Genomic DNA, 24,892 nt, shown 5'->3' with positions numbered 1-24,892 from the left:
CCTCATAACCCTGCTTTCAGACTTGCTTCGATAAATTGATCCAGGCTGCCGTCCAGCACCGCCTGCGTGTTACGGGTTTCGACACCGGTACGCAGGTCTTTGATGCGGGAGTCATCAAGGACGTAAGAACGGATCTGGCTGCCCCAGCCGATGTCGGATTTGTTATCTTCCATCGCCTGCTTCTCAGCATTTTTCTTTTGCATCTCCAGTTCATAAAGCTTCGCTTTCATCTGCTTCATGGCCTGGTCTTTGTTTTTATGCTGGGAACGGTCGTTCTGGCACTGTGTTACCAGCCCGGTCGGCAGGTGCGTAATACGCACTGCGGATTCCGTACGGTTAACGTGCTGACCACCCGCACCGGAGGCGCGGTAAACGTCAATACGCAGATCCGCCGGGTTGATTTCGATGTCGATATCGTCCTTCACTTCCGGATAGACAAACGCGGAACTGAATGAGGTGTGACGACGGCCGCCGGAGTCGAACGGGCTCTTACGCACCAGGCGGTGAACGCCGGTTTCAGTACGCAGCCAGCCGTAGGCGTAATCGCCAATGATTTTAACGGTGACAGATTTCAGGCCTGCCACTTCGCCTTCAGACTCTTCGATGATCTCAGTCTTAAAGCCGCGGGCTTCAGCCCAACGCAGGTACATACGGGTCAGCATGCTGGCCCAGTCCTGCGCTTCTGTGCCGCCGGAACCGGCCTGGATATCCAGGTAGCAGTCGGCGCTGTCATATTCGCCGGAGAACATACGGCGGAATTCCAGCTGCGACAGCTTCTCTTCCAGCACGTCGAGTTCTGCCACGGCTTCGTTGAAGGTCTCTTCGTCGTCGGCCTCAACGGCCAGCTCCAGCAGCCCGGAAACGTCATCCAGACCCTGCGCCATCTGATCCAGCGTATCGACGATAGCTTCCAGAGAGGAACGCTCTTTACCCAGCGCCTGTGCGCGTTCAGGTTCGTTCCACACGTCCGGCTGTTCCAGCTCGGCGTTTACTTCTTCGAGACGCTCTTTCTTGGCATCGTAGTCAAAGATACCCCCTAAGAACGTCGGAGCGCTCCGTGAGGTCCTGAATGCGGTTTTTTACCGGATTAATTTCAAACATGGTCTGTTTTCTTTTATGGACTAGTCAAAATGCGGAGATAAGGGCGGAATTGTACCGGATTCACGCCCTGTTTTATAGCGGAATAGTGATGCTAAAGTGGCCAGATATGGTCGATGATGATTTGCAGCGTGCGGTTGCCGCGAAACTCGTTGATATCCAGTTTGTAGGCCAGTTCGACTTCGCGCACGCCGTTATCCGGCCAGATGGTGGTATCGACGTTAAACGCGATACCGTCCAGTAGCGGGCCGCCGCCAACCGGTTCCACCATCACTTTCAGATGGCGTTCCCCCACCAGCCGCTGTTGCAGCAGACGGAAACGGCCATCGAACAGCGGCTCCGGGAACATCTGCCCCCACGGCCCGGCATCACGCAGCATCTGCGCCACCTCCATGGTCATTTCCGCAGGCGTTAACGGACCGTCGGAGACCACTTCGCCCTGCAACAGGGCCGGATCCAGCCAGTCGGTGACCAGCTCGCTGAACAGGCGCTGGAACCGGTCGAACTTCGCCTCCTCCAGCGACAGGCCCGCTGCCATCGCGTGGCCGCCAAACTTGATCATCAGATCGGGATGGAGCGTGTGCAGACGCTCCAGCGCATCGCGCATATGCAGCCCCTGAATGGATCGGCCCGATCCTTTCAGCGTGCCGTCTCCGGCCGGTGCAAAAGCAATCACCGGGCGGTGAAAACGCTCTTTAATGCGCGAGGCCAGGATCCCAACCACCCCCTGGTGCCACTCGGGGTGATACATCGCCAGCCCACCGGGCAGCGTTTCGCCGCTGCGCTCCAGCTTTTCGCACAGGATCAGGGCTTCGGCCTGCATCCCCTGTTCGATCTCTTTGCGGGTCTGGTTCAGGGCATCCAGCTCGTTAGCCAGCACGCGCGCTTCGCCGACGTTGTCACACAACAGCAGCGCCACGCCGACCGACATATCATCCAGTCGCCCGGCGGCGTTGAGACGCGGACCGAGGGCAAAGCCCAGATCGCTGGCCGCCAGCCGCTGCTGATCCCGATTAGCGATCTCCAGCAGTGCCTTAATGCCCGGACGGCACTTGCCCGCCCGAATACGGTTTAAGCCCTGCCAGGTGAGAATGCGGTTATTGGCATCCAGCGGCACCACGTCCGCCACGGTGCCCAGCGCCACCAGATCGAGGAATTCCGCCAGATTCGGCGCGGCAATGCCCTGCGCCTCAAACCAGCCTTTATCCCGCAGCTTCGTACGCAGTGCCAGCATCAGGTAGAAGGCCACGCCGACACCCGCCAGCGCTTTCGACGGGAAGTCGCAGTCGCGCAGGTTGGGGTTGATGATCGCCTCCGCCGCCGGCAGCGTGTCGCCAGGCAGGTGGTGATCGGTAACCAGCACCGGGATCCCCAGCGCATGCGCACGATCGACACCGGCATGGGAGGAGATCCCATTGTCGACGGTGAGGATCATCTGCGCGCCGCGGGCATGGGCCTGATCGACCACTTCCGGACTCAGGCCGTAGCCATCCTCAAAGCGGTTCGGCACCAGATAGGAGACGTTATCGCACCCCATCGCCCGCAGGCTGAGCACGCTCAGCGCGGTACTGGTGGCACCATCGGCATCGAAATCCCCCACCACGATGATGCGCGTCCCTTCACGAAAGGCGTTGTACAGCAGCTCCGTGGCCGTCTCGACGCCACTCAGCTGCTGCCAGGGCAGCATACCTTTTACGCCTCGCTCAAGGTCGTCTGCCGTTTGTACGCCACGACTGGCGTACAGTCGACGTAACAGAGGCGACAGATCCGCGGGTAACACGGCGCTGTCGTTCACTTCACGACGACGGAGTTGGATCGAAGATTTCACGCGAATTATTTACCGCCAAACTGTTTCTGGTGCGCGTCGAGGAACTCTTTCATCTCTTTCGGCCCCTGGTAACCCGGCACCACGTAGCCGTTGCTCAGGACGATGGCAGGCGTGCCGGTCACGCCAAACTGCACGCCCAGCGCGTAGTGGTTGGCAATGTCGATATCGCAGGAGGCGGGCTGAATACCCTTGCCGCTCATGGCATCATCAAAGGCTTTGTTGCGATCTTTTGCACACCAGATGGCCTTCATGTCCTGCTCAGGCTGGCTCTGCACGCCCGCACGCGGGAAGGCGAGATAACGCACGGTGATCCCCAGCGCGTTGTAGTCTTTCATCTCTTCGTGCAGCTTGTGGCAATAGCCGCAGGTGATGTCGGTGAATACGGTGATGACATGCTTTTCCTGCGCCGCTTTGTAGACGATCATCTCTTTTTCCAGCGCGTTCAGATTTTTCATCAGCATCTGGTTAGTGACGTTGACCGGCTGGGCACCGCTCACATCGTACAGCGGCCCCTGCAGGAAGTGCTTACCGTCTTCGGTGACGTACAGTACGCCGCCGCTGGTCATGACGGTTTTCATCCCCGGGATTGGCGCAGGTTGGATTTCGCTCCCGGTAACGCCGAGCTTCGCCAGAGACTGTCTAATGGCCGCATCGTCAGCATGCGCCAGACCAGATAATGAGGCTGCCAGCAGAGAGAACAGCACTAAAGACTTTTTCATATGGGTTCCTGTTACAAGTCATCACGCCCGTGGGTGATGCTGTTGGTGTAGCTGCCGCAGGCGTTCCGTCGCGACATGCGTGTAGATTTGCGTCGTTGAAAGGTCACTGTGCCCAAGCAGCATCTGGACCACGCGCAGGTCGGCACCATGGTTCAGAAGATGGGTCGCAAAAGCGTGACGCAGAACGTGCGGCGAAAGTTTTTCACTGTCGATACCCGCCAGTGTGGCGTAATGTTTGATGCGATGCCAGAAGGTTTGACGCGTCATTTGCTGCGCGCGCTGGCTCGGAAACAGCACATCAATGGAGGCTCCGTTAAGCAACCACGGGCGCCCATGCTGAAGATAGTTCTCCAGCCAGTACACCGCCTCTTCACCCAGCGGTACCAGACGCTCTTTGTTGCCTTTACCAATCACCCGCACCACGCCCTGACGCAGGCTGATATCGCTCATCGTCAGCCCGACCAGCTCGGAGACGCGCAGCCCCGTCGCGTACAAGACCTCAAGCATCGCTTTATCGCGTAACTCCAGCGGTTGGTCAACCACCGGCGACTGTAATAATCTCTCAACTTGCGCTTCGCTGAGATCCTTCGGCAGACGCTGCGGCAGCTTAGGTGACGCCAGCGCGGCGCTGGGATCGTCGGCGCGTAATTTCTCACGATACAGATGCTGGAACAGACGCCGCATGGCGCTCAGCAGCCGCGCGGAGCTGGTGGCTTTATAGCCCCCCTCCATGCGCTCGGCAAGCAGCGCCTGCAAGTTGTCGCTCTGTGCGGTGGCAAGCGTGAGGCCATGATGATGCAGCCAGGCCACCAGCATCGTCAGATCGCGTCGGTAAGCGCTGAGGGTATTTTCGGCAAGATTCTTCTCCAGCCACAGTGCATCGAGAAACTGCTCGATGAGTGCGAGATCCTTTTCCACGTCAGCCTCTTTCGTTCTGCAATGGGTGCATTATGCCTGAATGCGGGTTGTTTCTGGTACACTACACGCAAAGTCATAGCAAGTATTGAGACATTTTAGCGATGAATATTGGTCTGTTTTATGGTTCCAGCACCTGCTACACCGAGATGGCCGCAGAGAAAATTCGCGACATTATCGGTCCGGAACTGGTCACCCTGCATAATCTCAAAGACGACGCCCCGACGCTGATGGAGCAGTACGACGTGCTGATCCTCGGTATCCCGACCTGGGATTTTGGCGAGTTGCAGGAAGACTGGGAAGCCATCTGGGATAGTCTGGATGGCCTGCAGCTGGAAGGTAAAATTATCGCGCTGTACGGCATGGGCGATCAGCTGGGCTACGGCGAATGGTTCCTCGACGCGCTGGGGATGCTGCACGACAAGCTGGTGCCGAAAGGAGTCACCTTTATCGGCTACTGGCCGACCGAAGGCTATGAGTTTACCAGCAAGAAACCGATCATTGCCGACGGCCAGCTGTTTGTCGGGCTGGCCCTTGATGAGACCAATCAATACGATCTGAGCGAAGAGCGCCTGCAAAACTGGTGCGAGCAGATCCTCGGCGAAATGGCGGAGCAGTTTAGCTAACCCGCTACCGCCCCTGCGTCGGCTGCTGTGCAAGCATCCGGCGCAAATCCCGCCACTCCCCTTCGTCCATACTGTCTGCCGCCAGCCATAAATGCTGATAGCGTTTCCCGTCGCCTTTGCGTAAGCGGAGCATCATGCCGGTATTTAACATCCACGGCGTGCCGATAATCTCCCACTCGCTGCCCTGCCAGTGCAGGCGGGAGTCCATAAACAGTTTGATTTCGCCCTGGCGGGAATTAATGCGCCGTTGACTGCGCACGCTGTCGAACACCACCAGCGACAGTAAGATTAACCATAATGGGGTGTAGCTCAGCGGCCACGGCATCAGCAGAATGCAGGCCGCAACCAGGCCGTGGAGCAAAAGAGACATCCACTGGGCGCGCCACGAGACGCGTAAATCAGATTGCCACAGGACCACGTTCCCGATTCCGTGTTTGAATTAAAAGCACCATCCGTTGCAGTTCGGCGTCGGCAGGTTCGCCGTGATTCATCAGCCAGTTAAATAAATCAGGATCGTCGTTCTCCAGCAGGCGGATGAAGAGCTTTTTGTCCTCATCGCTCAGGGTGTCGTATTCGTATTCGAAGAACGGCATGATGGAGATATCGAGTTCGCGCATACCGCGGCGGCATGCCCAATGAATGCGGGCTTTATTAGTAATGTCCATGTGCATTTTCCTGCATAACGTTGAGTTCAGGCAGTGTTCCGTTCGTATCGGCTGAGAAAGCAAATCTACCGGGAAGAAACGGCTCTTAGTGTAACGTGTTTTTTGCTGTTTCATTACTGGAATATTAGGTTGCTGGCGCACTCTTCCAGAAAAAACCACAACAAATCCGGGCGTTCATCCGTTTTGCGTGGCGTTACGCAGAACAGCGTGAGGGCACGAATAGCCTGTTGAAACCGCTTGCATTGGCTACAGTCTCTTTTACCATTAGGCATCAATAAAGCGTTATGCAATTCAGGACATCACTATGGCATTTACACCTTTTTCTCCGCGCCAGCCTGTCGCCTCTGCGCGTCTGCCGCTGACGCTTATGACTCTTGATGACTGGGCGCTGGCAACACTGGTCGGTGTCGACAGCGAAAAGTACCTGCAGGGCCAGGTGACCGCTGATGTCAGTCAAATGACCGAACACCAACATCTGCTGGCCGCGCACTGCGATCCGAAAGGCAAGATGTGGAGCAACCTGCGTCTCTTCCGCCGTCAGGACGGTTTTGCCCTGATTGAACGCCGCAGCCTGCGCGACGCGCAGCTTGCCGAGCTGAAAAAGTATGCGGTGTTCTCAAAAGTCACCATTGCCGCCGATGACGAGCTGGTGCTGTTAGGCGTGGCCGGGTTCCAGGCGCGTGCGGCGTTGAAAAACCTGTTCAGCGAACTGCCTGATGCCGAAAAACAGGTGACCCACGAGGGTGCCACTTCGCTGCTGTGGTTTGAACACCCGGCGGAGCGCTTCCTGCTGGTGACCGATGTCGCCACCGCGGAGCGCGTGACCGAGGCCCTGCGCGGTGAAGCCCAGTTGAATAACAGCCAGCAGTGGCTGTCACTGAATATTGAAGCGGGCATCCCGGTAATCGACGCCGCCAACAGCGGACAGTTTATTCCGCAGGCGACCAACCTGCAGGCGCTCGGCGGGATCAGCTTCAAAAAAGGCTGCTATACCGGCCAGGAGATGGTGGCTCGTGCGAAGTTCCGCGGTGCCAACAAACGCGCGCTGTGGTATCTGGCGGGCCAGGCCAGCCGCGTTCCGGAAGCCGGTGAAGATCTGGAGCTGAAAATGGGTGAGAACTGGCGCCGGACCGGCACCGTGCTCGCCGCCGTTCAGCTCGATGATGGCCGTCTGCTGGTGCAGGCCGTTATGAACAATGACATGGAGCCCGACAGCGTGTTCCGCGTGCGCGAAGATGTAAATACCCTGAGCATCGAGCCGCTGCCGTATTCGCTGGAAGAGTGATGGTGTGAATGCCGGGTAGCGGCTTCGCCTTACCCGGCCTACGGTTCGACTTGTAGGCCCGTGCAAGCGAAGCGCCGCCGGGCACAAGCCGCTTTAAACCTGCCCAACGTACAAATAGATCGCCAGGAAATGGCATACGCTGCCACCCAGCACAAACCCGTGCCAGATCGCGTGGTTATAGGGGATGCGCTTGCAGACGTAAAAAATCACCCCCAGCGAATAGACGATTCCGCCTACCGCCAGCAACGTTACCCCACCTGCCGCCAGTTTTACCGCCAGCTGATAGACAACAATCAGCGACAGCCAGCCCATGGTCAGATAGGTCACCAGCGACAGCACCTTAAAGCGGTGCGCGATAGTCAGCTTAAACAGGATCCCCAGCAGCGCCAGGCTCCAGATAACAATCATCAGCCCGCGCGCCAGCGGCGAATCCAGCCCCACCAGCAGAAACGGCGTATAGGTCCCGGCAATCAGCAGATAGATGGCGCAGTGGTCGAATTTTTTCAGCCAGATCTTGGCCCGCTGATGCGGAATGGCATGGTAAAGGGTGGACGCCAGGAACAGCAGAATCATGCTTCCGCCATACAGGCTGTAACTGGTGATCGCCAGCGCACTGGCGTTAGTGTCGACGGCCTGAACCAGAAGCAGTACCAGCCCGACGATGCCAAACACCAGGCCGACTCCGTGACTAATACTGTTGGCTATTTCCTCAGCCAGCGAATATCCCTGTGTGGTTAATGGTTTGCTAACCATAGAGAACTCCGGGAAAACATAAGTTAATAATGCATCGCTGACTATGCTAACTGAGAATGATTCCAGTGAACACCTGTTAGCTAAAATAAATATCATATAAATATTTAACCAATTAAATCATGTATTTATATAAATATTTCAGCTAACGCCTGTTCGACTTATCAATCAAAGACATTTAAAATCAATGACATAAAATTGAGTCTGACTCGGGTAGATCTCCGCGATGACCCGCTTAAGTTCACCGAGGGTCATGTTCTCCTGCTGAGCATGTTTTTCGGTCAGCGTTTCCAGCGTCACGGTCGAGGTTCCCGTCACCTCAATGGTGCAAAAGTAGCCGTCGTCTTCATAACGTCCCACCCGCAGAACATCGCCCGCTTTGAAGTGTGCCTCGCTCTCATCCCGGATGGTGATGGTCTTACGTCCGGCCAGAATGTCGTCCTGAAAGCGCTGAAAAAAAGTAATGTCGTTTGGCTGCATGTTATTATTCCCTGAAGATGAAGTCTGATGAGTGAGTTTAGCCACTGTGAGCATGTTCTCCCATTCCGCCATTGCCAGCCTCAATAATCTGGAGATGATGGTCTATAACACCGTCATTAAAAACCGCGATCGGGTGATGTACATGACCATCCGCGAACTGGCGGATGCGGCAGGGGTTTCCACCACCACCGTGCTGCGCTTTTGCCGCAAACTGAATTGCGATGGCTATTCTGAATTCCGCGTGCGGTTTAAATTATATCTCGAGCAAAACGAACCGCAGCAGGCCAATTTTGGTGCCAGTGAGATTATCAGTTTTTTCAAAAGCGTAAACAACGACGAATTTGATACTCTGTTAAATAACGCCGTCGATATTATCTTGTCCTCGGAGCGTATTATATTTGTCGGTGCGGGCACCTCAGGTTCGCTGGCAAAATATGGCGCACGCTTCTTTTCCAATATTGGTAAATTCAGCAACCATATCGACGATCCTTATTTCCCGGTCACCAACGACATGGCGAAAAACGCGCTGGCAATTGTCCTCTCGGTCTCGGGCGAAACCGAAGAGATCCTGCGCTTCGCCAGCCAGTTCAGCCTCCATCACTGCAAGGTGCTCTCCATCACCAGTCACGAACATTCGCGGCTGGCGAAACTGGCGGACTTTAATCTCTCCTGGCACGTGCCGCAAACCCGTATCGCCGGGGTCTACGATATTACGACACAAATTCCGGTGATTTATATTCTTGAATCTCTGGGACGTAAACTGGCGAAGAAATTAACGGAATAAAACACCCTGTTTTTTCGCCGTAACAAATTACAATTGATATGAATTGTTATATCGTGACTTTTTATTCCTCTTTGTTAGACTCAAAAAAATAAGACAATGAATGAGATTAGCAAAGATGAAAAAACTCACTTTACCAAAAGACTTTTTATGGGGCGGCGCGGTTGCGGCGCATCAGGTTGAAGGCGGCTGGAACAAAGGCGGCAAAGGTCCGAGCATTTGTGACGTGCTGACCGGCGGCGCGCACGGCGTGCCTCGTGAGATCACTCAGGAAGTGGTTGAGGGGAAATATTACCCGAACCATGAAGCCATTGATTTCCACGGCCACTACAAAGAAGACATCAAGCTGTTTGCCGAGATGGGCTTCAAATGCTTCCGCACCTCTATCGCCTGGACCCGTATCTTTCCAAAAGGTGACGAAACACAACCCAATGAAGAGGGGCTGAAGTTCTACGACGACATGTTCGATGAACTGCTGAAATACAACATCGAGCCCGTCATCACCCTCTCCCACTTTGAAATGCCGCTGCACCTGGTGCAGGAGTACGGCGGCTGGACCAACCGTAAGGTGGTGGACTTCTTCGTTAATTTCGCTGAAGTGGTGTTTGAGCGCTACAAGAGCAAGGTCAAATACTGGATGACCTTCAACGAGATCAACAACCAGCGTAACTGGCGCGCGCCGCTGTTCGGCTACTGCTGCTCCGGCGTGGTCTATACCGAACATCAAAACCCGGAAGAGACCATGTATCAGGTGCTGCATCACCAGTTCGTGGCCAGCGCCCTGGCGGTGAAAGCCGCGCGTCGTATCAACCCGGAGATGAAAGTCGGCTGCATGCTGGCAATGGTGGCGCTCTATCCGTTCTCCTGCAAACCTGAAGACGTGATGTTTGCTCAGGAATCCATGCGTGAGCGCTATGTCTTTACCGACGTGCAGCTGCGGGGTTACTACCCGTCTTACGTCCTGAACGAGTGGGAGCGCCGCGGTTTCACCATCCATATGGAAGCGGGCGACGAACAGATCCTGCGTGAAGGCACCTGCGACTATCTGGGCTTCAGCTACTACATGACCAACGCGGTCAAAGCGGAAGGCGGTACCGGTGACGCCATTTCCGGCTTCGAAGGCAGCGTGCCGAACCCGCACGTGAAGGCGTCCGACTGGGGCTGGCAGATTGACCCGGTGGGCCTGCGCTATTCGCTGTGCGAACTGTACGAACGCTACCAGAAGCCGCTGTTTATCGTGGAAAACGGCTTCGGCGCTTACGATAAAGTGGAAGAAGACGGCAGCATCAACGATGACTACCGCATCGACTACCTGCGCGCCCACGTGGAAGAGATGATGAAGGCCGTGACGTACGACGGCGTGGATCTGATGGGCTACACCCCGTGGGGCTGCATCGACTGCGTGTCGTTCACTACCGGCCAGTACAGCAAGCGCTACGGCTTTATCTACGTCAACAAGCACGACGACGGCACCGGCGACATGTCCCGCTCCCGTAAGAAGAGCTTTGAGTGGTACAAAACCGTGATTGCCAGCAACGGCGAAACGCTTTAATTGCTCGCCCTCTCCAGGCAAGGAGAGGGCAAACCGCTTATCTTCCAGACACTTCTTTACAGCATTAGCGTTGCCAAAATATGTTCGCCCGATAATATAGGCATCCTGAATATTAGAGGCGAACATGATCAAGCGACAACGCAACGCTATCCTGATGGTAGCCCTGGCCTGTCTGGTGGTGCTGATATGCACCGCCCAGCGGATGGCCGGGATGCACGCGCTCGTCATGAATGTCACCGCCTCAACTCAGTCGGTTCAGCAGGGCCAGGAGAGCACCGACGCGCCGGTTACGCCGTGTGAGCTCAGCGCCAAGTCGCTGATGGCGGTCCCGCCAATCTTGTTTGAAGGTGCCCTGTTTGCCGTTACCCTGCTGCTGGCGTTGTTGGCAGCGAACCCGCCACGCCGCGAGCGGCTGTGGCCTCCCCGCGTTATTTCCCCGCCCCGATTACGGGTGCATCTGCGATTATGCGTCTTCCGTGAGTGAGGATTCGCCTGACACATCAGGTTAATTCATCATTTACGGAGATAATTTATGTTTACTGTATTCAGGCGACTGCTGGTCTGCCTGCTCTGGCTATGGCTGCCCCTCAGCCAGGCCGCCGACAGCGGCTGGCTGCGCGCCGCCGATAATCAGCACGCCAGCGTCAGGCTGCGCGCGCAATCCGAAAGCGCTGGCGAAACCCGCCTGCTGCTGGACGTCGCCCTGCAAAAAGGCTGGAAAACCTACTGGCGCTCGCCGGGCGAAGGCGGCATCGCACCCGCGATCGCCTGGCATCAGCCCGTGGACGCAACCTGGCGCTGGCCCACCCCGGAGCGTTTCGACGTCGCGGGCATCACCACCCAGGGCTATCACGGCGATGTGAGCTTTCCCATCACCCTGCGTGGCGAGGTACCCCGCACCCTGAGCGGCGTGCTGACGCTATCAACCTGTAGCAACGTCTGTATTCTTACTGACTATCCGTTTTCGCTGGACATGACCGCGTCCGCAGGAAGCGGTTTTGATTACGACTTCAGCCGGGCAATGGGCACCCTTCCGCTCAGCGGCGGGTTGACCTCAACGCTCAACGCCAGCTACGCCCCCGGCAAGCTGACCGTCACGGCACAGCGAGACGCAGGCTGGCAGGCGCCGTCGCTGTTTATCGACGGCATGGACGATGTGGATTTCGGCAAGCCGACCCTCGCCGTGCGCGGTGATTCGCTGGTGGCTACCGTGCCCGTGACGGATAGCTGGGGCGAGGACGCGCCCAACCTCAGCGGCAAAACCCTGTCGCTGGTGCTCGCCGATAGCGGGCAGGCGCAGGAGTCCAGCCTGAGTATTCAGCAGGGCAACGCCGCGCCGGCGCTCTCGTTAGGCTGGGTACTGCTGATGGCGCTGGCTGGCGGCCTGATCCTCAACGTCATGCCCTGCGTATTGCCCGTACTGGCCATGAAGCTGGGCACGCTGATGCAAACCGAGCAGCAGGCGCGCGTTCAGGTGCGCCGCCAGTTTCTTGCTTCAGTCGTCGGGATCCTGATCTCGTTCCTCGCGCTGGCGCTGATGATGACGGTTTTACGGTTAGGCAATCAGGCGCTTGGCTGGGGGATCCAGTTCCAGAACCCGTGGTTTATTGGCGCAATGGCGCTGGTGATGGTGCTTTTCAGCGCCAGCCTGCTGGGGTTGTTTGACATTCGTCTTCCCTCCGGTACCAGCACGTTCCTCGCCACGCGCGGGGGGAACGGACTGGCAGGTCATTTCTGGCAAGGCGCGTTCGCTACGCTGTTGGCGACGCCCTGCACCGCGCCCTTCCTCGGGACGGCGGTATCAGTGGCGCTGGCGGCACCGCTTCCCCTGCTGTGGGGGATCTTCCTGGCGATGGGGATTGGCATGAGCCTGCCGTGGCTGCTGGTTGCGGCCTGGCCGGGGCTGGCCCGGACGTTGCCGCGTCCGGGACGCTGGATGAACGTCGTGCGAGTGGTGCTGGGCCTGATGATGCTTGGCTCATCCCTGTGGCTGCTGAGCCTGCTGAGCCTGCACATTGGCACCCTGCCCGTTATCACGCTGGGCGTACTTCTGATCCTTGCTCTGCTGCTGGTCACTGCCTGGCGCTACCGCTGGCAAACGGCCCTGCGCGCCGGGGCAGTCGTCATCGTGGTGGCCGGGGCCGTTGCGTTTGTCTCCGGCTCCGGCAGTGAGGGCTCCCGCCGCGATCGCGTTAACTGGCAGCCGCTCAGCGAGCAGGCCATTACCCGCGCGCTGGCGGATAACAAACGGGTATTTATTGACGTCACCGCCGACTGGTGCGTGACCTGTAAAGCCAATAAATACAACGTGCTACTGCGCGACGACGTGCAGGATGCGCTATCCGCCCCGGACGTTGTCGCCCTGCGCGGTGACTGGAGCCGCCCCTCCGATACCCTCAGCCAGTTCTTAACCACGCGCGGCAGCGCCGCCGTGCCGTTTAACCAGATTTACGGACCAGGGCTACCGCAGGGCCACGTGCTGCCTCCGCTGTTAAGCCGCGAAGCGGTGCTTACCACCCTGTCCGATGCGAAAGGAAAATAACATGCGTACATACATCGCTTTACTGCTGCTCTCTTTATCGACGTTCAGTTTTGCCGCGCCGGCAGAGGATTCTTCCGATGACCAGCTGGCGACGCTGCTGTTCAACGATCCGGCCAGCCCGCGAACGGGCGCGACATCGCCGAAGCTCACCATCGTCTCCTTCACGGACTACAACTGCCCTTACTGCAAGCAGTTCGACCCGATGCTGGAGAAAATCGTCCACGATAATCCCGACGTGCAGCTCATCATCAAACTCCTGCCGTTCAAGGGGCAAAGCTCGGTGAATGCCGCTAAAGCAGCGCTCTCAACGTGGCAGCAGGCACCGGATAAATTCTGGCCGCTCCACCAGCGGCTGATGATGAAAAAGGGCTACCACTATGACGCCAGCATCGCCGCCGCGCAGGCTAAAACCGGAACGGACGGCATTAAAACGGATGATAAAACCATGGACAGCTTAAAGATGAACCTGATCCTGTCGCAGGTGCTGAATATTCAGGGCACCCCGGCAACCATCATCGGTGACCAGATGGTCGCGGGCGCCATTCCTTATGACGATCTCGAGGGGCTGGTCAAAGAACAGCTGGCAAATGCCCGTGGCAAGTAAACTCCCGCGCCTGCTGCGCGAACTGATCCTGTGGCTGCTGATTGGCGTAGCCGTAAGCCTGGCGGTGGACTATTTTCGCCAGCCCGCGCTGCCGCAGAATTTCGCGTCAACCACGCTGCATACCCTCGACGGTCAGCCTGTCGATCTTATCGCCATGAGTGAGGAGCGTCCGCTGCTGGTTTACGTCTGGGCGACGTGGTGCGGCGTCTGCCGCTACACCACCCCGTCGGTAGCAGCGCTGGCCGCAGACGGCGGCAATCTGATGTCGGTTGCACTGCGTTCAGGCGATAACGCTACGCTCAAAAAATGGCTGCAGAAAAAGAAGGTGACGATGCCCACGGTTAACGACGCCAACGGAGAACTGGCGCGTCAGTGGGATGTTCAGGTGACGCCAACGCTGGTGGTGATCTCAAAAGGTGAAGTGAAGTCGATCACCACCGGCTGGACCAGCAGCTGGGGAATGCGCCTGCGGCTGTGGCTGGCGTCGTAGCCTTATTTGCCGCCAGCCAGCTCGAGGAAGCTACCGGTGACATAGGAGGCTTTGTCGCTCAGCAGCCAGACGATGGCCTGGGCGACCTCCTCCGGCTGACCGCCACGCTGCATCGGCAGCATCGACTTAACCCGATCCACACGCCCCGGCTCGCCGCCGGAGGCGTGAATGTCGGTATAAATCAGGCCAGGCCGCACGCAGTTAACGCGAATGCCCTGCGCCGCCACTTCCAGCGCCAGCCCGGTGGTAAGGGAGTCCACGGCACCTTTCGAGGCGGCGTAATCCACATACTCCCCCGGTGCGCCGAGGCGTGAGGCCGCGGACGAGACGTTCACAATCGCCCCGCCTTTTCCGCCATGCTTCAGCGCCATGCGTTTCACCGCCTCGCGACAGCAGAGAAAATAGCCGGTCACGTTGGTGGCCAGCACCCGGTTAATGCGCTCGGCAGAGAGATTTTCGATGGTGCTCTGCTCGAACAGGATCCCGGCATTGTTCACCAGCGCGGTGAGGGGTTCACCTTCACGGTCGAGGCTGTCGAACATCGCCATCACCTGGGCTTCATCGCTGATATCCGCCCGCACGGCCAGGGCCTTGCCGCCCTCTTCCACAATCTGCGCAATCACGTCAGTCGCGGCTTTGATGTTGTGGTGATAATTCACCGCCACGGTGTAGCCTTCGCGTGCCAGCTGCAGTGCGGTCGCTTTGCCGATACCACGGCTGGCGCCGGTTACAAGTGCAATACCCATTCTATTCTCCCCATAAAAAAAGCCGGGTGGCGGCTTCGCCTTACCCGGCTTACATTACTACACCATCGATATTACTGGTATTCGCTCATCGGCACGCAGGAGCAGAACAGGTTGCGGTCGCCGTAGACATCATCAAGACGCTTCACGGTCGGCCAGTACTTGTTGGCAACGCCTGCCGGGAAGACCGCCAGCTCACGAGAGTAAGCGTGATTCCACTCCGCCACCAGTTCGTGCTGGGTGTGCGGGGCGTTGACCAGCGGGTTGTCTTCCAGCGTCCATTCGCCGTCCTGCACGCGGTCGATCTCCATGCGGATCGCCAGCATCGCGTCGATAAAGCGGTCCAGTTCGGCTTTGCTTTCGGATTCGGTTGGCTCAACCATCAGCGTGCCCGCGACCGGGAACGACATGGTTGGCGCATGGAAGCCGTAGTCGATCAGGCGCTTGGCAATGTCCAGTTCGCTGATGCCGGTCTGCTCTTTCAGCGGACGAATATCCAGAATGCACTCGTGCGCCACACGACCATCGCGGCCGGTGTAGAGCACCGGGAAGGCGGATTTCAGACGCGTTGCAATGTAGTTGGCATTGAGGATCGCCACCTGGCTCGCCTGCTTCAGCCCTTCCGCGCCCATCATGCGGATATACATCCAGCTGATTGGCAGGATGGAGGCGCTGCCGAACGGTGCCGCAGAGACTGCGCCCTGACGGGTCAGCATGCCTTCGATCTGTACTACGCTGTGACCCGGTACGAACGGGGCCAGGTGCGCTTTCACGCCAATCGGCCCCATGCCCGGGCCGCCACCGCCGTGCGGAATGCAGAAGGTTTTGTGCAGGTTCAGGTGCGATACGTCCGCGCCGATAAAGCCTGGCGTGGTGATGCCCACCTGGGCGTTCATGTTGGCACCATCGAGGTAAACCTGGCCGCCGTGCTCATGCACGATCTCGCACACCTCACGAATGGTCTCTTCGTACACCCCGTGGGTGGACGGATAGGTCACCATGATGCAGGAGAGCTTATCGCGGGTCTGCTCTGCTTTGGCACGCAGGTCAGCCAGATCGATGTTGCCGTTCTTATCACAGGCGACGACCACCACTTCCATCCCTGCCATCTGGGCCGATGCCGGGTTGGTGCCGTGGGCAGAGCTTGGGATCAGGCAGATATCGCGATGGCCTTCGTTGCGGCTCTCGTGATAGTGACGGATGGCCAGCAGGCCCGCGTATTCACCCTGCGCGCCGGAGTTTGGCTGCATGCAGAGAGCGTCGTAGCCAGTCAGCTTCACCAGCCAGTCGGAAAGCTGGTTAATCATCATATGATAGCCTTCCGCCTGATCTGCCGGGCAGAACGGGTGCAGTTCAGCGAATTCCGGCCAGGTGATCGGGATCATCTCGGCGGCGGCGTTCAGCTTCATGGTGCAGGAGCCCAGCGGGATCATCGCCTGATTCAGCGCCAGATCCTTGCGCTCCAGCGAGTGCATATAGCGCATCATCTCGGTTTCGCTGTGGTAGCGGTTAAAGACCGGATGGGTCAGGATGGCGTCGTTGCGCTGCATGGTCTGCTGGATGGAGCGGCTGTCATGGGCCACCTCTTTGTCGAGGCTATCCACATTCAGGCCATGACCGTCGCCCAGCAGGACGTTAAACAGAACCTGCAGATCGTCGCGGGTGGTGGTCTCATCCAGGGTGATGCTCACGGCATTCAGGATGTCGCTGCGCAGGTTAATCTCTGCGGCTTCAGCCCGCGCCAGCACGGCCGCTTTGTCGGCCACTTCAACACACAGGGTATCGAAGAAGTGCGCGTGGCGCAGTTTTTGTCCTTTCTGCTGCAGGCCGCAGGCCAGGATATCGGCCAGACGATGAATACGGCTGGCGATACGCTTCAGACCCACCGGGCCGTGGAAGACGGCGTACAGGCTGGCAATGTTGGCCAGCAGCACCTGCGAGGTACAGATGTTGGAGTTCGCTTTCTCACGACGAATGTGCTGCTCGCGAGTCTGCATCGCCATGCGCAGGGCGGTGTTACCGGCAGCATCTTTCGATACGCCGATAATACGGCCTGGCATGGAGCGTTTGAATTCATCTTTCGCGGCGAAGAAGGCCGCGTGTGGGCCGCCGTAGCCCATCGGCACGCCGAAGCGCTGTGCAGAGCCGAAGACGATGTCTGCACCCTGTTTGCCTGGGGCAGTTAACAGCACCAGCGCCATAAAATCGGCCGCCACGCTGACCACGATTTTGCGTGCTTTCAGGTCGGTAATCAGAGTGCTGTAGTCATGTACTTCACCGGTAGTGCCCACCTGTTGCAGCAGCACGCCGAACACATCCTGGTGATCCAGCACTTTATCAGCGTCATCAACAATCACTTCAAAGCCAAAGGTCTCAGCACGAGTACGTACTACGTCGAGGGTTTGCGGGTGAACATCGGCGGCAACGAAGAAGCGGTTTGCGCCCTTCAGTTTGCTGACGCGTTTTGCCATCGCCATGGCTTCTGCGGCGGCAGTGGCTTCATCCAGCAGCGAAGCTGAGGCGATGTCCAGACCGGTCAGATCCAGGGTAACCTGCTGGAAGTTCAGCAGCGCTTCCAGACGGCCCTGAGACACTTCCGGCTGATACGGGGTGTACGCGGTGTACCAGCCCGGGTTTTCCAGCATGTTTCGCAGGATCACCGGCGGTAACTGCACGTTGGTATAGCCCATGCCAATGTAAGACTTAAAGCGCTTGTTCAGGCTGGCAATGCCTTTCAGTTCCGCCAGCGCGGCGTATTCAGTGGTCGATTCACCCACCTGCGGCGGGGTGGCGAGCTGAATATCCTTTGGCACGATCTGGCCGATCAGTGCGTCGAGCGAATCCGCGCCAACCGTCTTCAGCATCTCCTGCTGTTGTTGAGCATCCGGCCCAATGTGACGTTCAATGAAGGCGCCACGGTTTTCAAGCTGGCTTAAAGTCTGTGTCATGAGCGATGGTTCCTGAAACGTGCAGTGAATCGTAGTTGTCTGTAACTCTGTTGCCCGGTGGCGCTAACGCTTACCGGGCCTACGTTGTCCTGTAGGCCGGATCAGCGCAGCGCCATCCGGCACAACATTATTCGTCTTCCAGTAAGGCTTCGTACGCAGTCGCATCCAGCAGCGCGGCAACTTCCGCATCGTCGCTGGCTTTGATTTTGAAGATCCAGCCTTCGCCATACGGCTCGCTGTTCACCAGCTCCGGCGAATCGCTCAGCGCATCGTTCACGGCAACAATCTCTCCGCTTACCGGTGCGTAGATGTCAGAAGCCGCTTTTACCGACTCCGCCACGGCGCAGTCATCGCCCGCGCTGACGGTTGCGCCCACTTCAGGCAGGTCAACAAACACCATGTCGCCCAGCAGCTCTTGCGCGTGCTCGGTGATACCTACGGTGTAAGTGCCGTCGGCTTCTTTGCGCAGCCACTCGTGTTCTTTGCTGTATTTCAGTTCTGCTGGCACATTGCTCATTGAATTTCTCCTGATAAAAATAATTAGGCGACCGGCTTACCGGCGCGAACAAAAATCGGTTTGGTCACGCGGACCGGCATTTCGCGGTTGCGGATCTGCACCACGGCAGTCTCGCCAATGCCCGCCGGCACACGCGCCAGAGCAATACTGTAGCCCAGCGTCGGGGAGAAGGTGCCGCTGGTGATAATGCCTTCGCAGTGGTTGCCATTGGCATCGGTGAAACGCACCGGCAGCTCGCCGCGCAGCACGCCCTTCTCGGTCATCACCAGGCCAACCAGCTGTTCGGTGCCCTTCTCACGCTGCTGTTCCAGCACTTCACGACCGATAAAGTCGCGGTCAGCCGGTTCCCATGCAATGGTCCAGCCCATGTTGGCCGCCAGCGGAGAGACGCCTTCGTCCATCTCCTGGCCGTACAAATTCATCCCGGCTTCCAGACGCAGCGTATCGCGCGCGCCCAGACCGGCTGGCTTCACGCCCGCCTCCACCAGCGCACGCCAGAAATCGGTCGCTTTTTCGTTCGGCATCGCAATTTCATAGCCCGCTTCACCGGTGTAGCCGGTGGTGGCGATAAACAGATCGCCCGCCTGCACGCCAAAGAACGGCTTCATGCCGTCGGTGGCTTGACGCTGTTCGTCAGTGAACAGGGACGCGGCTTTCGCCTGCGCGTTCGGCCCCTGCACGGCGATCAGCGCCAGATCGTCACGCACGGTGATGTCGATGGCGTAAGGTTCGGCGTGTTGGGTGATCCAGGCGAGGTCTTTTTCACGGGTGGCGGAGTTAACAACGAGGCGGAAGAAATCTTCGGTGAAGTAATAAACAATCAGGTCGTCAATCACGCCGCCGGAGGCATTCAGCATGCCGGAATAGAGCGCTTTGCCCGGCTTCGTCAGTTTCGCCACGTCGTTTGCCAGCAGATAACGCAGAAACTCCCGGGTGCGGCTGCCATGCAGATCGACAATGGTCATATGCGAGACGTCGAACATACCGGCATCGGTGCGCACCGCGTGGTGCTCATCAATTTGCGAGCCGTAGTGCAGCGGCATCATCCAGCCGTGGAAGTCCACCATGCGGGCGCCGCATAACACGTGCTGTTCGTACAAAGGAGTCTGTTGAGCCATCTTTTCCTCGTTGAAAAATTCACCGTGAAACCCGGTGTCGGCCCCGTTAGCAGGCACCGACGCAAACGTTCTCTTTTACCTGAACTTACCACCGAAACCGGCGGTTAACCATAAGGTAAAATGGGCCATCACATTAGCTTATGACCAAAAAACGCGGGAAAGACTACAGAGTTATTGACTGGCAAAATGCGATTAAACCCGCATTAAATTACTATCCAGTCGACAGGATTGCGCATATGACGATATTTCGCGCGGAAAAACCACCAGAATTTCCGTAACATAAAAATAGTGAGATTACATTTTCTAATGCGAAAAAGAGCGTGAAATTAGATTATTTCAAACGAGGATATTTACCCGGCGCAGAGGCCGGGTAAACAAAGTGTGACGGGGATCGAGATTAACGTAGCCAGTCGGGAAGATCGTTAAGACCCATTGCCTGACGCAGGAGCTGTGGTTTGACGCCCGGGAGGGTATCAGCCAGTTTCAGGCCGAGATCGCGCAGCAGTTTTTTCGCCGGATTGGCACCGGCAAAGAGTTCACGGAACCCCTGCATGCCCGCCAGCATCATCGCCGCGCTGTGCTTACGGCTGCGCTCGTACCGGCGCAGGTAGAGATGCTGACCGATATCCTTGCCCTCACGGTGCAGGCGGCGCAGTTCGTTCACCAGCTCGGCGGCATCCATAAAGCCCAGGTTCACGCCCTGCCCGGCCAGCGGATGAATGGTGTGCGCCGCGTCGCCCACCAGCGCCAGACGGTGCGCCGCGAACTGGCGCGCATAGCGGCCGGTTAACGGGAACACCTGACGCTCGCTTTCGACGGCGCAGAGCCCCAGCCGGTTATCAAAGGCCACGCACAGGGCCTGATTAAACTCGTCGGTTGATGCCTCCTGCATCTGCTGCGCCTTCTCGGGCGAAAGCGACCAGACGATCGAGCAGAGATGCGGATCGCTGAGAGGCAGGAAGGCGAGGATGCCATCGTTGTGAAAAATCTGCCGGGCCACGGCCTGATGCGGCTCCGCGGTGCGGATGGTGGCGACCAGCGCATGATGGCGATAGTCCCAGTATGTCAGCGGAATGTCGGCTTTGTTACGCAGCCAGGAGTTTGCGCCATCGGCCCCCACCACCAGACGCGCGGTGAGCATGTCGCCGCTTTGCAGGGTGATAAAGGCGTCGTTTTCGCCCCATGCCACCTGCTGCAGCTGCGCGGGGGCAATCAGCGTCACGTCGCTGCACTGCTGCGCTTTTTGCCATAGCGCATGGTGGATCACCGCATTTTCGATGATATGACCAAGATGGCTGTAGCCCATGCTCTCATCATCAAAGGCGATATGCCCGAAGCTGTCTTTATCCCACACTTCCATCCCGTGATAGCAGCTGGCGCGCTGGGCAATAATATCTGACCAGACGCCGATGCGGGTCAGCAGCTTTTCGCTGGCGGCGTTAATCGCCGAGACCCGGAGTTCCGGCGGCGCATCGAGAGCGACAGGCTGAGGCTCTTTCTGCTCCAGCACCGCCACGCGCAGACCGCTGCCCTGCAGACCGCAGGCCAGCGCCAGTCCTACCATTCCGCCACCGACAATGGCAACATCAACATTCTGCACTTTGTTTACTCCTTAGCGAGCGACCCAACCGAGAGTCCTCTGCGCCAGCACATCACGTGCCGGAATGAATAATTCCATCGCCATCAGCCCGAGATTACGCCCTGCGACCAGCGGTGCCCAGCGATTGGCAAACAGATGCACCAGCCCATCGGTCACGCCGATGGTGGCCTCTTTATCTGCCTGACGTCGTCTCTGATACTGGCTCAGCACCGGATACGCGCCGCAATCCTGCTGTTGGGCAAAGGCCTGCGCCAGGGTTTCGGCAAGGCTCATCACATCGCGCAGCCCGAGGTTAAAACCCTGTCCGGCGATGGGGTGTAGCGTCTGCGCCGCATTGCCCACCAGCGCGACGCGATGGGAGATGGACTGTGACGCCGTGGTTAATGCCAGCGGATAGACCGAGCGTTTTCCGGCATGAGTGATGCGCCCAAGCCGCCAGCCAAAGGCCTTTTGCAGCTCGGTGCAGAAGCGTTCGTCAGACCAGGCCTGCACCTCATCCGCCTTGTCCAGCGGATGGCACCAGACCAGCGAGCTGCGCCCCTGCGACATGGGCAGCATGGCCAGCGGGCCGTGCTGGGTAAAACGTTCAAAGGCGCGGCCACGGTGCGGCTCGGCGGTAGCCACGTTGGCGATCACCGCCAACTGCTGGTACGGCTGCTGCTGCCACTGGATCCCACACTGCTGGCCGAGCGCCGAACGGGAGCCGTCGGCTGCCACCAGCAGTTGCCCTTCGAGCGTACTGCCGTCATCCAGCGTGACGCTGACCGAGGTTTCGCTGCGGGTGAAGTGCTCCACGCGCGCCGGGCAATGCAGCGTCACGCCGGGGGCGTCCTGCAACAGGCGGAACAGACGCAGACCCACGTCGTGCAGCTCAACCACCTGCCCCAGCGCATCAATACGATAATCCTGCGCCTCAAGGGTAACAAACCCGGCATGGCCCCGGTCGCTGACATGAACGGTTTCGATAGCGGTGGCGCAATCGGCAATCGCCTGCCAGATCCCGCTGCGGGCCAGCTGCTGGCAGGTGCCCTGCGCCAGGGCGATGGCACGGCCATCAAACCCCGGATGGCTGCTCGACTGCGGTGCCACGGCCTCAACCAGATGAACCGGCAGCTTGCCCTGGGTCAGGGAGGAGATCGCCAGCGCCAGGGTCGCCCCCGTCATGCCTCCGCCAACGATGATGATGCTCATGGGCGAGCCGCCGCCATCAGGGCTTCAATCTCGTCTGCGTTTTTCACCACCGAAGCGGTCAGGTTTTCGTTACCGGATTCAGTGATGAGGATGTCATCTTCAATACGAATGCCAATCCCGCGATATTCGGCGGGCACATCGGCATCCGGGGCGATGTAGAGCCCAGGCTCAACGGTCAGCACCATTCCCGGCTCCAGCACGCGGGAGCGTTCCGGACCATAGACGCCCACGTCGTGCACATCCAGCCCCAGCCAGTGGCTCAGGCCATGCATAAAGAAGGGACGGTGAGCGTTCTCGGCGATCAACTGATCGACGTCGCCCTTAAGGATCCCCAGCTCCACCAGCCCGCTAATCATAATCCGCACCACTTCGCCAGTGACTTCCTGAATGGAGGTGCCCGGGCGGAACAGCATCAGTGCGGTGTCCAGCGATTGCAGGACGATATCGTAGATGGCGCGTTGGGCCGGGGTGAATTTGCCGTTGACCGGGAAGGTGCGGGTGATATCTCCGGCATAGCCGTTAAATTCACATCCGGCATCGATCAGCACCAGATCGCCATCCCGCAGCTCAGACTCGTTTTCGGTGTAATGGAGAATGCAGCCGTTTTCCCCACCGCCGACGATGGTGTTATAGGCCGGATAGCGTGCGCCGTGGCGGGTGAATTCATGGTGAATTTCGCCTTCCAGCTGATATTCGAACATTCCCGGACGGCATTTTTGCATCGCCCGGGTATGGGCCAGGGCGCTGATCTCCCCCGCGCGACGCATTACATCCAGCTCTTCTTCTGACTTAAACAGACGCAGCTCGTGAACGGCAGGACGCCAGTCGGTCAGGGTTGCCGGCGCTTTCAGGTTTTGCCGGGAACCTTTGCGCAGCTTATCCAGCGCGGCAAAGACAATTTCATCCGCATACGCATATTCGCCCTGCGCGTGGTAGATCACGTCCAGGCCGTTGAGCAGTTGATAGAGTTGCTCGTTGATTTCGCTGAACGCCAGAGCGCGATCCACGCCCAGCTTCTCTGGCGCGGCCTTCTGGCCCAGACGGCGGCCAAACCAGATCTCGGCGGTGAGATCGCGAACGCGGTTAAACAGCACGCTGTGGTTGTGGGTATCGTGACTTTTAATCAGCACCAGCACCGACTCCGGCTCGTTGAAGCCGGTGAAGTACCAGAAATCACTGCTCTGGCGGTACGGATATTCGCTATCGTTGCTGCGCGTGGCTTCCGGTGCGGCAAAAATCAACGCGGCGCTGCCCGGCTGCATAGTGGCCAGCAGCGCCTGACGGCGGCGAAGATACTCTTGCTGAGTCATGACACCCTCCTGGAATTTTTATTAATGTAAGGTTGGTTTGCGCACTTCCGGCGCGGTCGGTTTGGTCCGGGTAAACGTATCGTGGCAGAGCAGCGACGCCACGCGCACGTACTCGATGATCTCCTCGAGAGACATCTCCAGCTCTTCCTGGTCTTCGTCTTCATCGTAGCCCAGCTGAGCGATGTTACGCAGATCGTCGATAGCTTCTCCCGCCTCGCCCGTCACTTTCTCCAGCTTAGGCTGCGTCACACCCAGGCCTAACAGGTAGTGGTTGACCCAACCGGCCAGCGCATCGGCGCGATCGAACACGCTGACGTCGTCCCCATCAGGCAGATAAAGCTGAAAAAGGAAGCCGTCATCTTCGAGCGCATCGCTGGTTGCGCCATGCATATTGCGCAACGCCTGGGCGAGATCGTGACCGAATGCCAGCCCTTCGTTCGTCAGGTCGTGAACCAGCGGCAGCCATGAGCTGTCGTTGTTTCCACCACACAGCATCCCGCTGATCAGACCGTGCATTTCAGCCGGGGTTAAACCCACGCCCTGCTGGTTCAGTAACTGGCTAACTTCGTTGTAACCAGGCATTTCGTTCTGTATAGACATGAGCATTCGTCATCAATGGGAGGAATATTCATGATATGCTACCACTTTGGACCCTGGTGAACCAGAATAGGGCTTGTTTCTACCCGCCAGGGTAGCTATAGTGTCGCCCCTTCGCAGCCCCCGGAAGCGGATGTGAAGGCAGCGCAGTCAAACAGCAGGAAGGTGGCATGTCTGCACAACCCGTCGATATCCAAATTTTTGGCCGTTCGCTGCGAGTGAATTGTCCGCCTGAACAAAGGGATGCTTTGAATCAGGCTGCGGATGATTTGAATCAGCGGTTGCAAGATTTAAAAGAACGCACTAGAGTCACAAATACTGAGCAGCTGGTCTTCATCGCCGCGTTGAACATCAGTTATGAACTGGCTCAGGAAAAAGCGAAGACCCGCGATTACGCGGCGAGCATGGAACAACGCATTAAAATGCTCCAGCAGACCATTGAACAGGCATTGCTTGATCAGGGTCGCATTACAGACAGACCGGGGCAAAACTTTGAATAACACTTCGTGGTCTACTATGGTAGAGTGACCCTG

General features: G+C 58.1%; 25 protein-coding genes. 9 read left to right on the top strand and 16 right to left on the bottom strand.

Annotated elements, in window-relative coordinates; all coding sequences use genetic code 11:
- Positions 1 to 2: 2 nt before the first annotated feature.
- The 4 genes from prfB to xerD form a co-directional block, all read right to left on the bottom strand.
- Positions 3 to 1,101, bottom strand: a protein-coding gene (gene prfB / locus WFO70_RS14900; protein WP_333853859.1) for a peptide chain release factor 2 whose coding sequence is annotated in 2 segments (ribosomal slippage) — positions 3 to 1,025 and positions 1,027 to 1,101 — 1,098 coding nt in all. Because the reading frame shifts where the segments join, the coding sequence is not laid out codon by codon here.
- 91 nt (positions 1,102 to 1,192) lie between these two features.
- Positions 1,193 to 2,926, bottom strand: a complete 1,734-nt coding sequence (recJ, locus tag WFO70_RS14895; protein ID WP_337017094.1) for a single-stranded-DNA-specific exonuclease RecJ — start codon at positions 2,924 to 2,926, stop codon at positions 1,193 to 1,195.
- Between the two features lie 5 nt (positions 2,927 to 2,931).
- On the bottom strand, positions 2,932 to 3,645 hold the full coding sequence (dsbC, locus tag WFO70_RS14890) for a bifunctional protein-disulfide isomerase/oxidoreductase DsbC (RefSeq protein WP_337017092.1): 714 nt from the start codon (positions 3,643 to 3,645) through the stop codon (positions 2,932 to 2,934).
- A 21-nt stretch (positions 3,646 to 3,666) separates the two neighbouring features.
- Positions 3,667 to 4,563: a site-specific tyrosine recombinase XerD gene (gene xerD / locus WFO70_RS14885; RefSeq protein ID WP_337017090.1), complete on the bottom strand. Its 897-nt coding sequence runs from the start codon at positions 4,561 to 4,563 to the stop codon at positions 3,667 to 3,669.
- Positions 4,564 to 4,664: 101 nt separating this feature from the next.
- Between xerD and fldB the strand changes: the two genes are divergently transcribed.
- Positions 4,665 to 5,186 (top strand): flavodoxin FldB, encoded by a 522-nt coding sequence (fldB, locus tag WFO70_RS14880; protein ID WP_337017088.1) that lies wholly within the window; start codon positions 4,665 to 4,667, stop codon positions 5,184 to 5,186.
- A 4-nt stretch (positions 5,187 to 5,190) separates the two neighbouring features.
- Here fldB and WFO70_RS14875 read toward each other — a convergent pair whose 3' ends face one another.
- Positions 5,191 to 5,604, bottom strand: coding sequence for a protein YgfX (locus WFO70_RS14875; RefSeq protein WP_337017086.1), 414 nt, complete (start codon positions 5,602 to 5,604; stop codon positions 5,191 to 5,193).
- Positions 5,585 to 5,851: an FAD assembly factor SdhE gene (gene sdhE, locus WFO70_RS14870; protein ID WP_032613860.1), complete on the bottom strand. Its 267-nt coding sequence runs from the start codon at positions 5,849 to 5,851 to the stop codon at positions 5,585 to 5,587. Before sdhE ends, WFO70_RS14875 begins: the two co-directional genes overlap by 20 nt.
- Before the next feature lie 304 nt (positions 5,852 to 6,155).
- On the opposite strand from sdhE, the gene ygfZ reads away from it, so the two are divergent.
- Positions 6,156 to 7,136 carry a tRNA-modifying protein YgfZ gene (gene ygfZ / locus WFO70_RS14865; protein ID WP_337017085.1) on the top strand — a complete coding sequence of 327 codons (981 nt, stop codon included), beginning with the start codon at positions 6,156 to 6,158 and terminating at the stop codon, positions 7,134 to 7,136.
- Between the two features lie 93 nt (positions 7,137 to 7,229).
- Here ygfZ and trhA read toward each other — a convergent pair whose 3' ends face one another.
- Both trhA and yqfB read right to left on the bottom strand, forming a co-directional pair.
- A complete protein-coding gene (gene trhA, locus WFO70_RS14860; RefSeq protein WP_337017084.1) occupies positions 7,230 to 7,889 on the bottom strand; it encodes a PAQR family membrane homeostasis protein TrhA in 660 nt (219 codons plus the stop codon).
- 165 nt (positions 7,890 to 8,054) lie between these two features.
- Complete coding sequence (gene yqfB, locus WFO70_RS14855; RefSeq protein ID WP_337017082.1) at positions 8,055 to 8,366, bottom strand: N(4)-acetylcytidine aminohydrolase; 312 nt, start codon at positions 8,364 to 8,366, stop codon at positions 8,055 to 8,057.
- 52 nt (positions 8,367 to 8,418) lie between these two features.
- Between yqfB and WFO70_RS14850 the strand changes: the two genes are divergently transcribed.
- The 6 genes from WFO70_RS14850 to WFO70_RS14825 all read left to right on the top strand — a co-directional run bounded on the left by WFO70_RS14850 (position 8,419) and on the right by WFO70_RS14825 (position 14,335).
- Complete coding sequence (locus tag WFO70_RS14850) at positions 8,419 to 9,150, top strand: MurR/RpiR family transcriptional regulator (RefSeq protein ID WP_142490021.1); 732 nt, start codon at positions 8,419 to 8,421, stop codon at positions 9,148 to 9,150.
- A 115-nt stretch (positions 9,151 to 9,265) separates the two neighbouring features.
- Positions 9,266 to 10,699: a 6-phospho-beta-glucosidase gene (locus WFO70_RS14845; protein WP_337017080.1), complete on the top strand. Its 1,434-nt coding sequence runs from the start codon at positions 9,266 to 9,268 to the stop codon at positions 10,697 to 10,699.
- Positions 10,700 to 10,823: 124 nt separating this feature from the next.
- The gene (locus WFO70_RS14840) at positions 10,824 to 11,183 is read left to right on the top strand and encodes a copper resistance protein (protein WP_337017078.1); all 360 of its coding nucleotides are present in this window, start codon (positions 10,824 to 10,826) and stop codon (positions 11,181 to 11,183) included.
- 48 nt (positions 11,184 to 11,231) lie between these two features.
- Entirely contained in the window at positions 11,232 to 13,241 is a 2,010-nt protein-coding gene (locus WFO70_RS14835) for a protein-disulfide reductase DsbD family protein (protein ID WP_337017076.1), read from the top strand.
- Position 13,242: 1 nt separating this feature from the next.
- Positions 13,243 to 13,845 carry a DsbA family protein gene (locus tag WFO70_RS14830; RefSeq protein ID WP_337017074.1) on the top strand — a complete coding sequence of 201 codons (603 nt, stop codon included), beginning with the start codon at positions 13,243 to 13,245 and terminating at the stop codon, positions 13,843 to 13,845.
- Positions 13,835 to 14,335, top strand: a complete 501-nt coding sequence (locus WFO70_RS14825; protein WP_337017072.1) for a protein disulfide oxidoreductase — start codon at positions 13,835 to 13,837, stop codon at positions 14,333 to 14,335. The genes WFO70_RS14830 and WFO70_RS14825 overlap by 11 nt, the downstream gene beginning before the upstream one ends.
- A gap of 2 nt (positions 14,336 to 14,337) precedes the next feature.
- Here WFO70_RS14825 and WFO70_RS14820 read toward each other — a convergent pair whose 3' ends face one another.
- The 8 genes from WFO70_RS14820 to WFO70_RS14785 form a co-directional block, all read right to left on the bottom strand.
- A complete protein-coding gene (locus WFO70_RS14820) occupies positions 14,338 to 15,081 on the bottom strand; it encodes an SDR family oxidoreductase (protein ID WP_337017070.1) in 744 nt (247 codons plus the stop codon).
- Positions 15,082 to 15,152: 71 nt separating this feature from the next.
- On the bottom strand, positions 15,153 to 18,026 hold the full coding sequence (gcvP, locus tag WFO70_RS14815; RefSeq protein WP_337017068.1) for an aminomethyl-transferring glycine dehydrogenase: 2,874 nt from the start codon (positions 18,024 to 18,026) through the stop codon (positions 15,153 to 15,155).
- Positions 18,027 to 18,153: 127 nt separating this feature from the next.
- A complete protein-coding gene (gene gcvH / locus WFO70_RS14810; protein WP_337017066.1) occupies positions 18,154 to 18,543 on the bottom strand; it encodes a glycine cleavage system protein GcvH in 390 nt (129 codons plus the stop codon).
- A gap of 23 nt (positions 18,544 to 18,566) precedes the next feature.
- Positions 18,567 to 19,661, bottom strand: a complete 1,095-nt coding sequence (gcvT, locus tag WFO70_RS14805) for a glycine cleavage system aminomethyltransferase GcvT (RefSeq protein ID WP_337017064.1) — start codon at positions 19,659 to 19,661, stop codon at positions 18,567 to 18,569.
- A gap of 397 nt (positions 19,662 to 20,058) precedes the next feature.
- Entirely contained in the window at positions 20,059 to 21,261 is a 1,203-nt protein-coding gene (gene ubiI, locus WFO70_RS14800; RefSeq protein WP_337017062.1) for an FAD-dependent 2-octaprenylphenol hydroxylase, read from the bottom strand.
- A 12-nt stretch (positions 21,262 to 21,273) separates the two neighbouring features.
- The gene (gene ubiH, locus WFO70_RS14795; RefSeq protein ID WP_337017060.1) at positions 21,274 to 22,452 is read right to left on the bottom strand and encodes a 2-octaprenyl-6-methoxyphenyl hydroxylase; all 1,179 of its coding nucleotides are present in this window, start codon (positions 22,450 to 22,452) and stop codon (positions 21,274 to 21,276) included.
- Entirely contained in the window at positions 22,449 to 23,762 is a 1,314-nt protein-coding gene (gene pepP / locus WFO70_RS14790) for a Xaa-Pro aminopeptidase (RefSeq protein ID WP_337017058.1), read from the bottom strand. The genes ubiH and pepP overlap by 4 nt, the downstream gene beginning before the upstream one ends.
- Positions 23,763 to 23,783: 21 nt before the next feature.
- Complete coding sequence (locus WFO70_RS14785) at positions 23,784 to 24,362, bottom strand: YecA/YgfB family protein (RefSeq protein ID WP_333853889.1); 579 nt, start codon at positions 24,360 to 24,362, stop codon at positions 23,784 to 23,786.
- Positions 24,363 to 24,529: 167 nt separating this feature from the next.
- On the opposite strand from WFO70_RS14785, the gene zapA reads away from it, so the two are divergent.
- Positions 24,530 to 24,859: a cell division protein ZapA gene (gene zapA / locus WFO70_RS14780; RefSeq protein WP_032613890.1), complete on the top strand. Its 330-nt coding sequence runs from the start codon at positions 24,530 to 24,532 to the stop codon at positions 24,857 to 24,859.
- Positions 24,860 to 24,892 lie beyond the last annotated feature (33 nt).

It is taken from the genome of Leclercia sp. AS011 (assembly GCF_037152535.1).
GTDB lineage: Bacteria > Pseudomonadota > Gammaproteobacteria > Enterobacterales > Enterobacteriaceae > Enterobacter.
Note: the sequence above shows the minus strand (reverse complement) of the source record. Positions and strands in the feature narration are given on the sequence as shown.

Bases quoted from the DNA above. Each gene is read 5' to 3' on its own strand.
- WFO70_RS14830 (WP_337017074.1), top strand. From the start codon at position 13,243: ATGCGTACATACATCGCTTTACTGCTGCTCTCTTTATCGACGTTCAGT.
- WFO70_RS14845 (WP_337017080.1), top strand. From the start codon at position 9,266: ATGAAAAAACTCACTTTACCAAAAGACTTTTTATGGGGCGGCGCGGTT.
- yqfB (WP_337017082.1), bottom strand. From the start codon at position 8,366: ATGCAGCCAAACGACATTACTTTTTTTCAGCGCTTTCAGGACGACATT.
- sdhE (WP_032613860.1), bottom strand. From the start codon at position 5,851: ATGGACATTACTAATAAAGCCCGCATTCATTGGGCATGCCGCCGCGGT.
- WFO70_RS14850 (WP_142490021.1), top strand. From the start codon at position 8,419: ATGTTCTCCCATTCCGCCATTGCCAGCCTCAATAATCTGGAGATGATG.
- WFO70_RS14785 (WP_333853889.1), bottom strand. From the start codon at position 24,362: ATGTCTATACAGAACGAAATGCCTGGTTACAACGAAGTTAGCCAGTTA.
- gcvT (WP_337017064.1), bottom strand. From the start codon at position 19,661: ATGGCTCAACAGACTCCTTTGTACGAACAGCACGTGTTATGCGGCGCC.
- pepP (WP_337017058.1), bottom strand. From the start codon at position 23,762: ATGACTCAGCAAGAGTATCTTCGCCGCCGTCAGGCGCTGCTGGCCACT.
- gcvH (WP_337017066.1), bottom strand. From the start codon at position 18,543: ATGAGCAATGTGCCAGCAGAACTGAAATACAGCAAAGAACACGAGTGG.
- trhA (WP_337017084.1), bottom strand. From the start codon at position 7,889: ATGGTTAGCAAACCATTAACCACACAGGGATATTCGCTGGCTGAGGAA.
- WFO70_RS14820 (WP_337017070.1), bottom strand. From the start codon at position 15,081: ATGGGTATTGCACTTGTAACCGGCGCCAGCCGTGGTATCGGCAAAGCG.
- dsbC (WP_337017092.1), bottom strand. From the start codon at position 3,645: ATGAAAAAGTCTTTAGTGCTGTTCTCTCTGCTGGCAGCCTCATTATCT.
- ygfZ (WP_337017085.1), top strand. From the start codon at position 6,156: ATGGCATTTACACCTTTTTCTCCGCGCCAGCCTGTCGCCTCTGCGCGT.
- gcvP (WP_337017068.1), bottom strand. From the start codon at position 18,026: ATGACACAGACTTTAAGCCAGCTTGAAAACCGTGGCGCCTTCATTGAA.
- WFO70_RS14835 (WP_337017076.1), top strand. From the start codon at position 11,232: ATGTTTACTGTATTCAGGCGACTGCTGGTCTGCCTGCTCTGGCTATGG.
- fldB (WP_337017088.1), top strand. From the start codon at position 4,665: ATGAATATTGGTCTGTTTTATGGTTCCAGCACCTGCTACACCGAGATG.
- WFO70_RS14840 (WP_337017078.1), top strand. From the start codon at position 10,824: ATGATCAAGCGACAACGCAACGCTATCCTGATGGTAGCCCTGGCCTGT.
- zapA (WP_032613890.1), top strand. From the start codon at position 24,530: ATGTCTGCACAACCCGTCGATATCCAAATTTTTGGCCGTTCGCTGCGA.
- ubiH (WP_337017060.1), bottom strand. From the start codon at position 22,452: ATGAGCATCATCATCGTTGGCGGAGGCATGACGGGGGCGACCCTGGCG.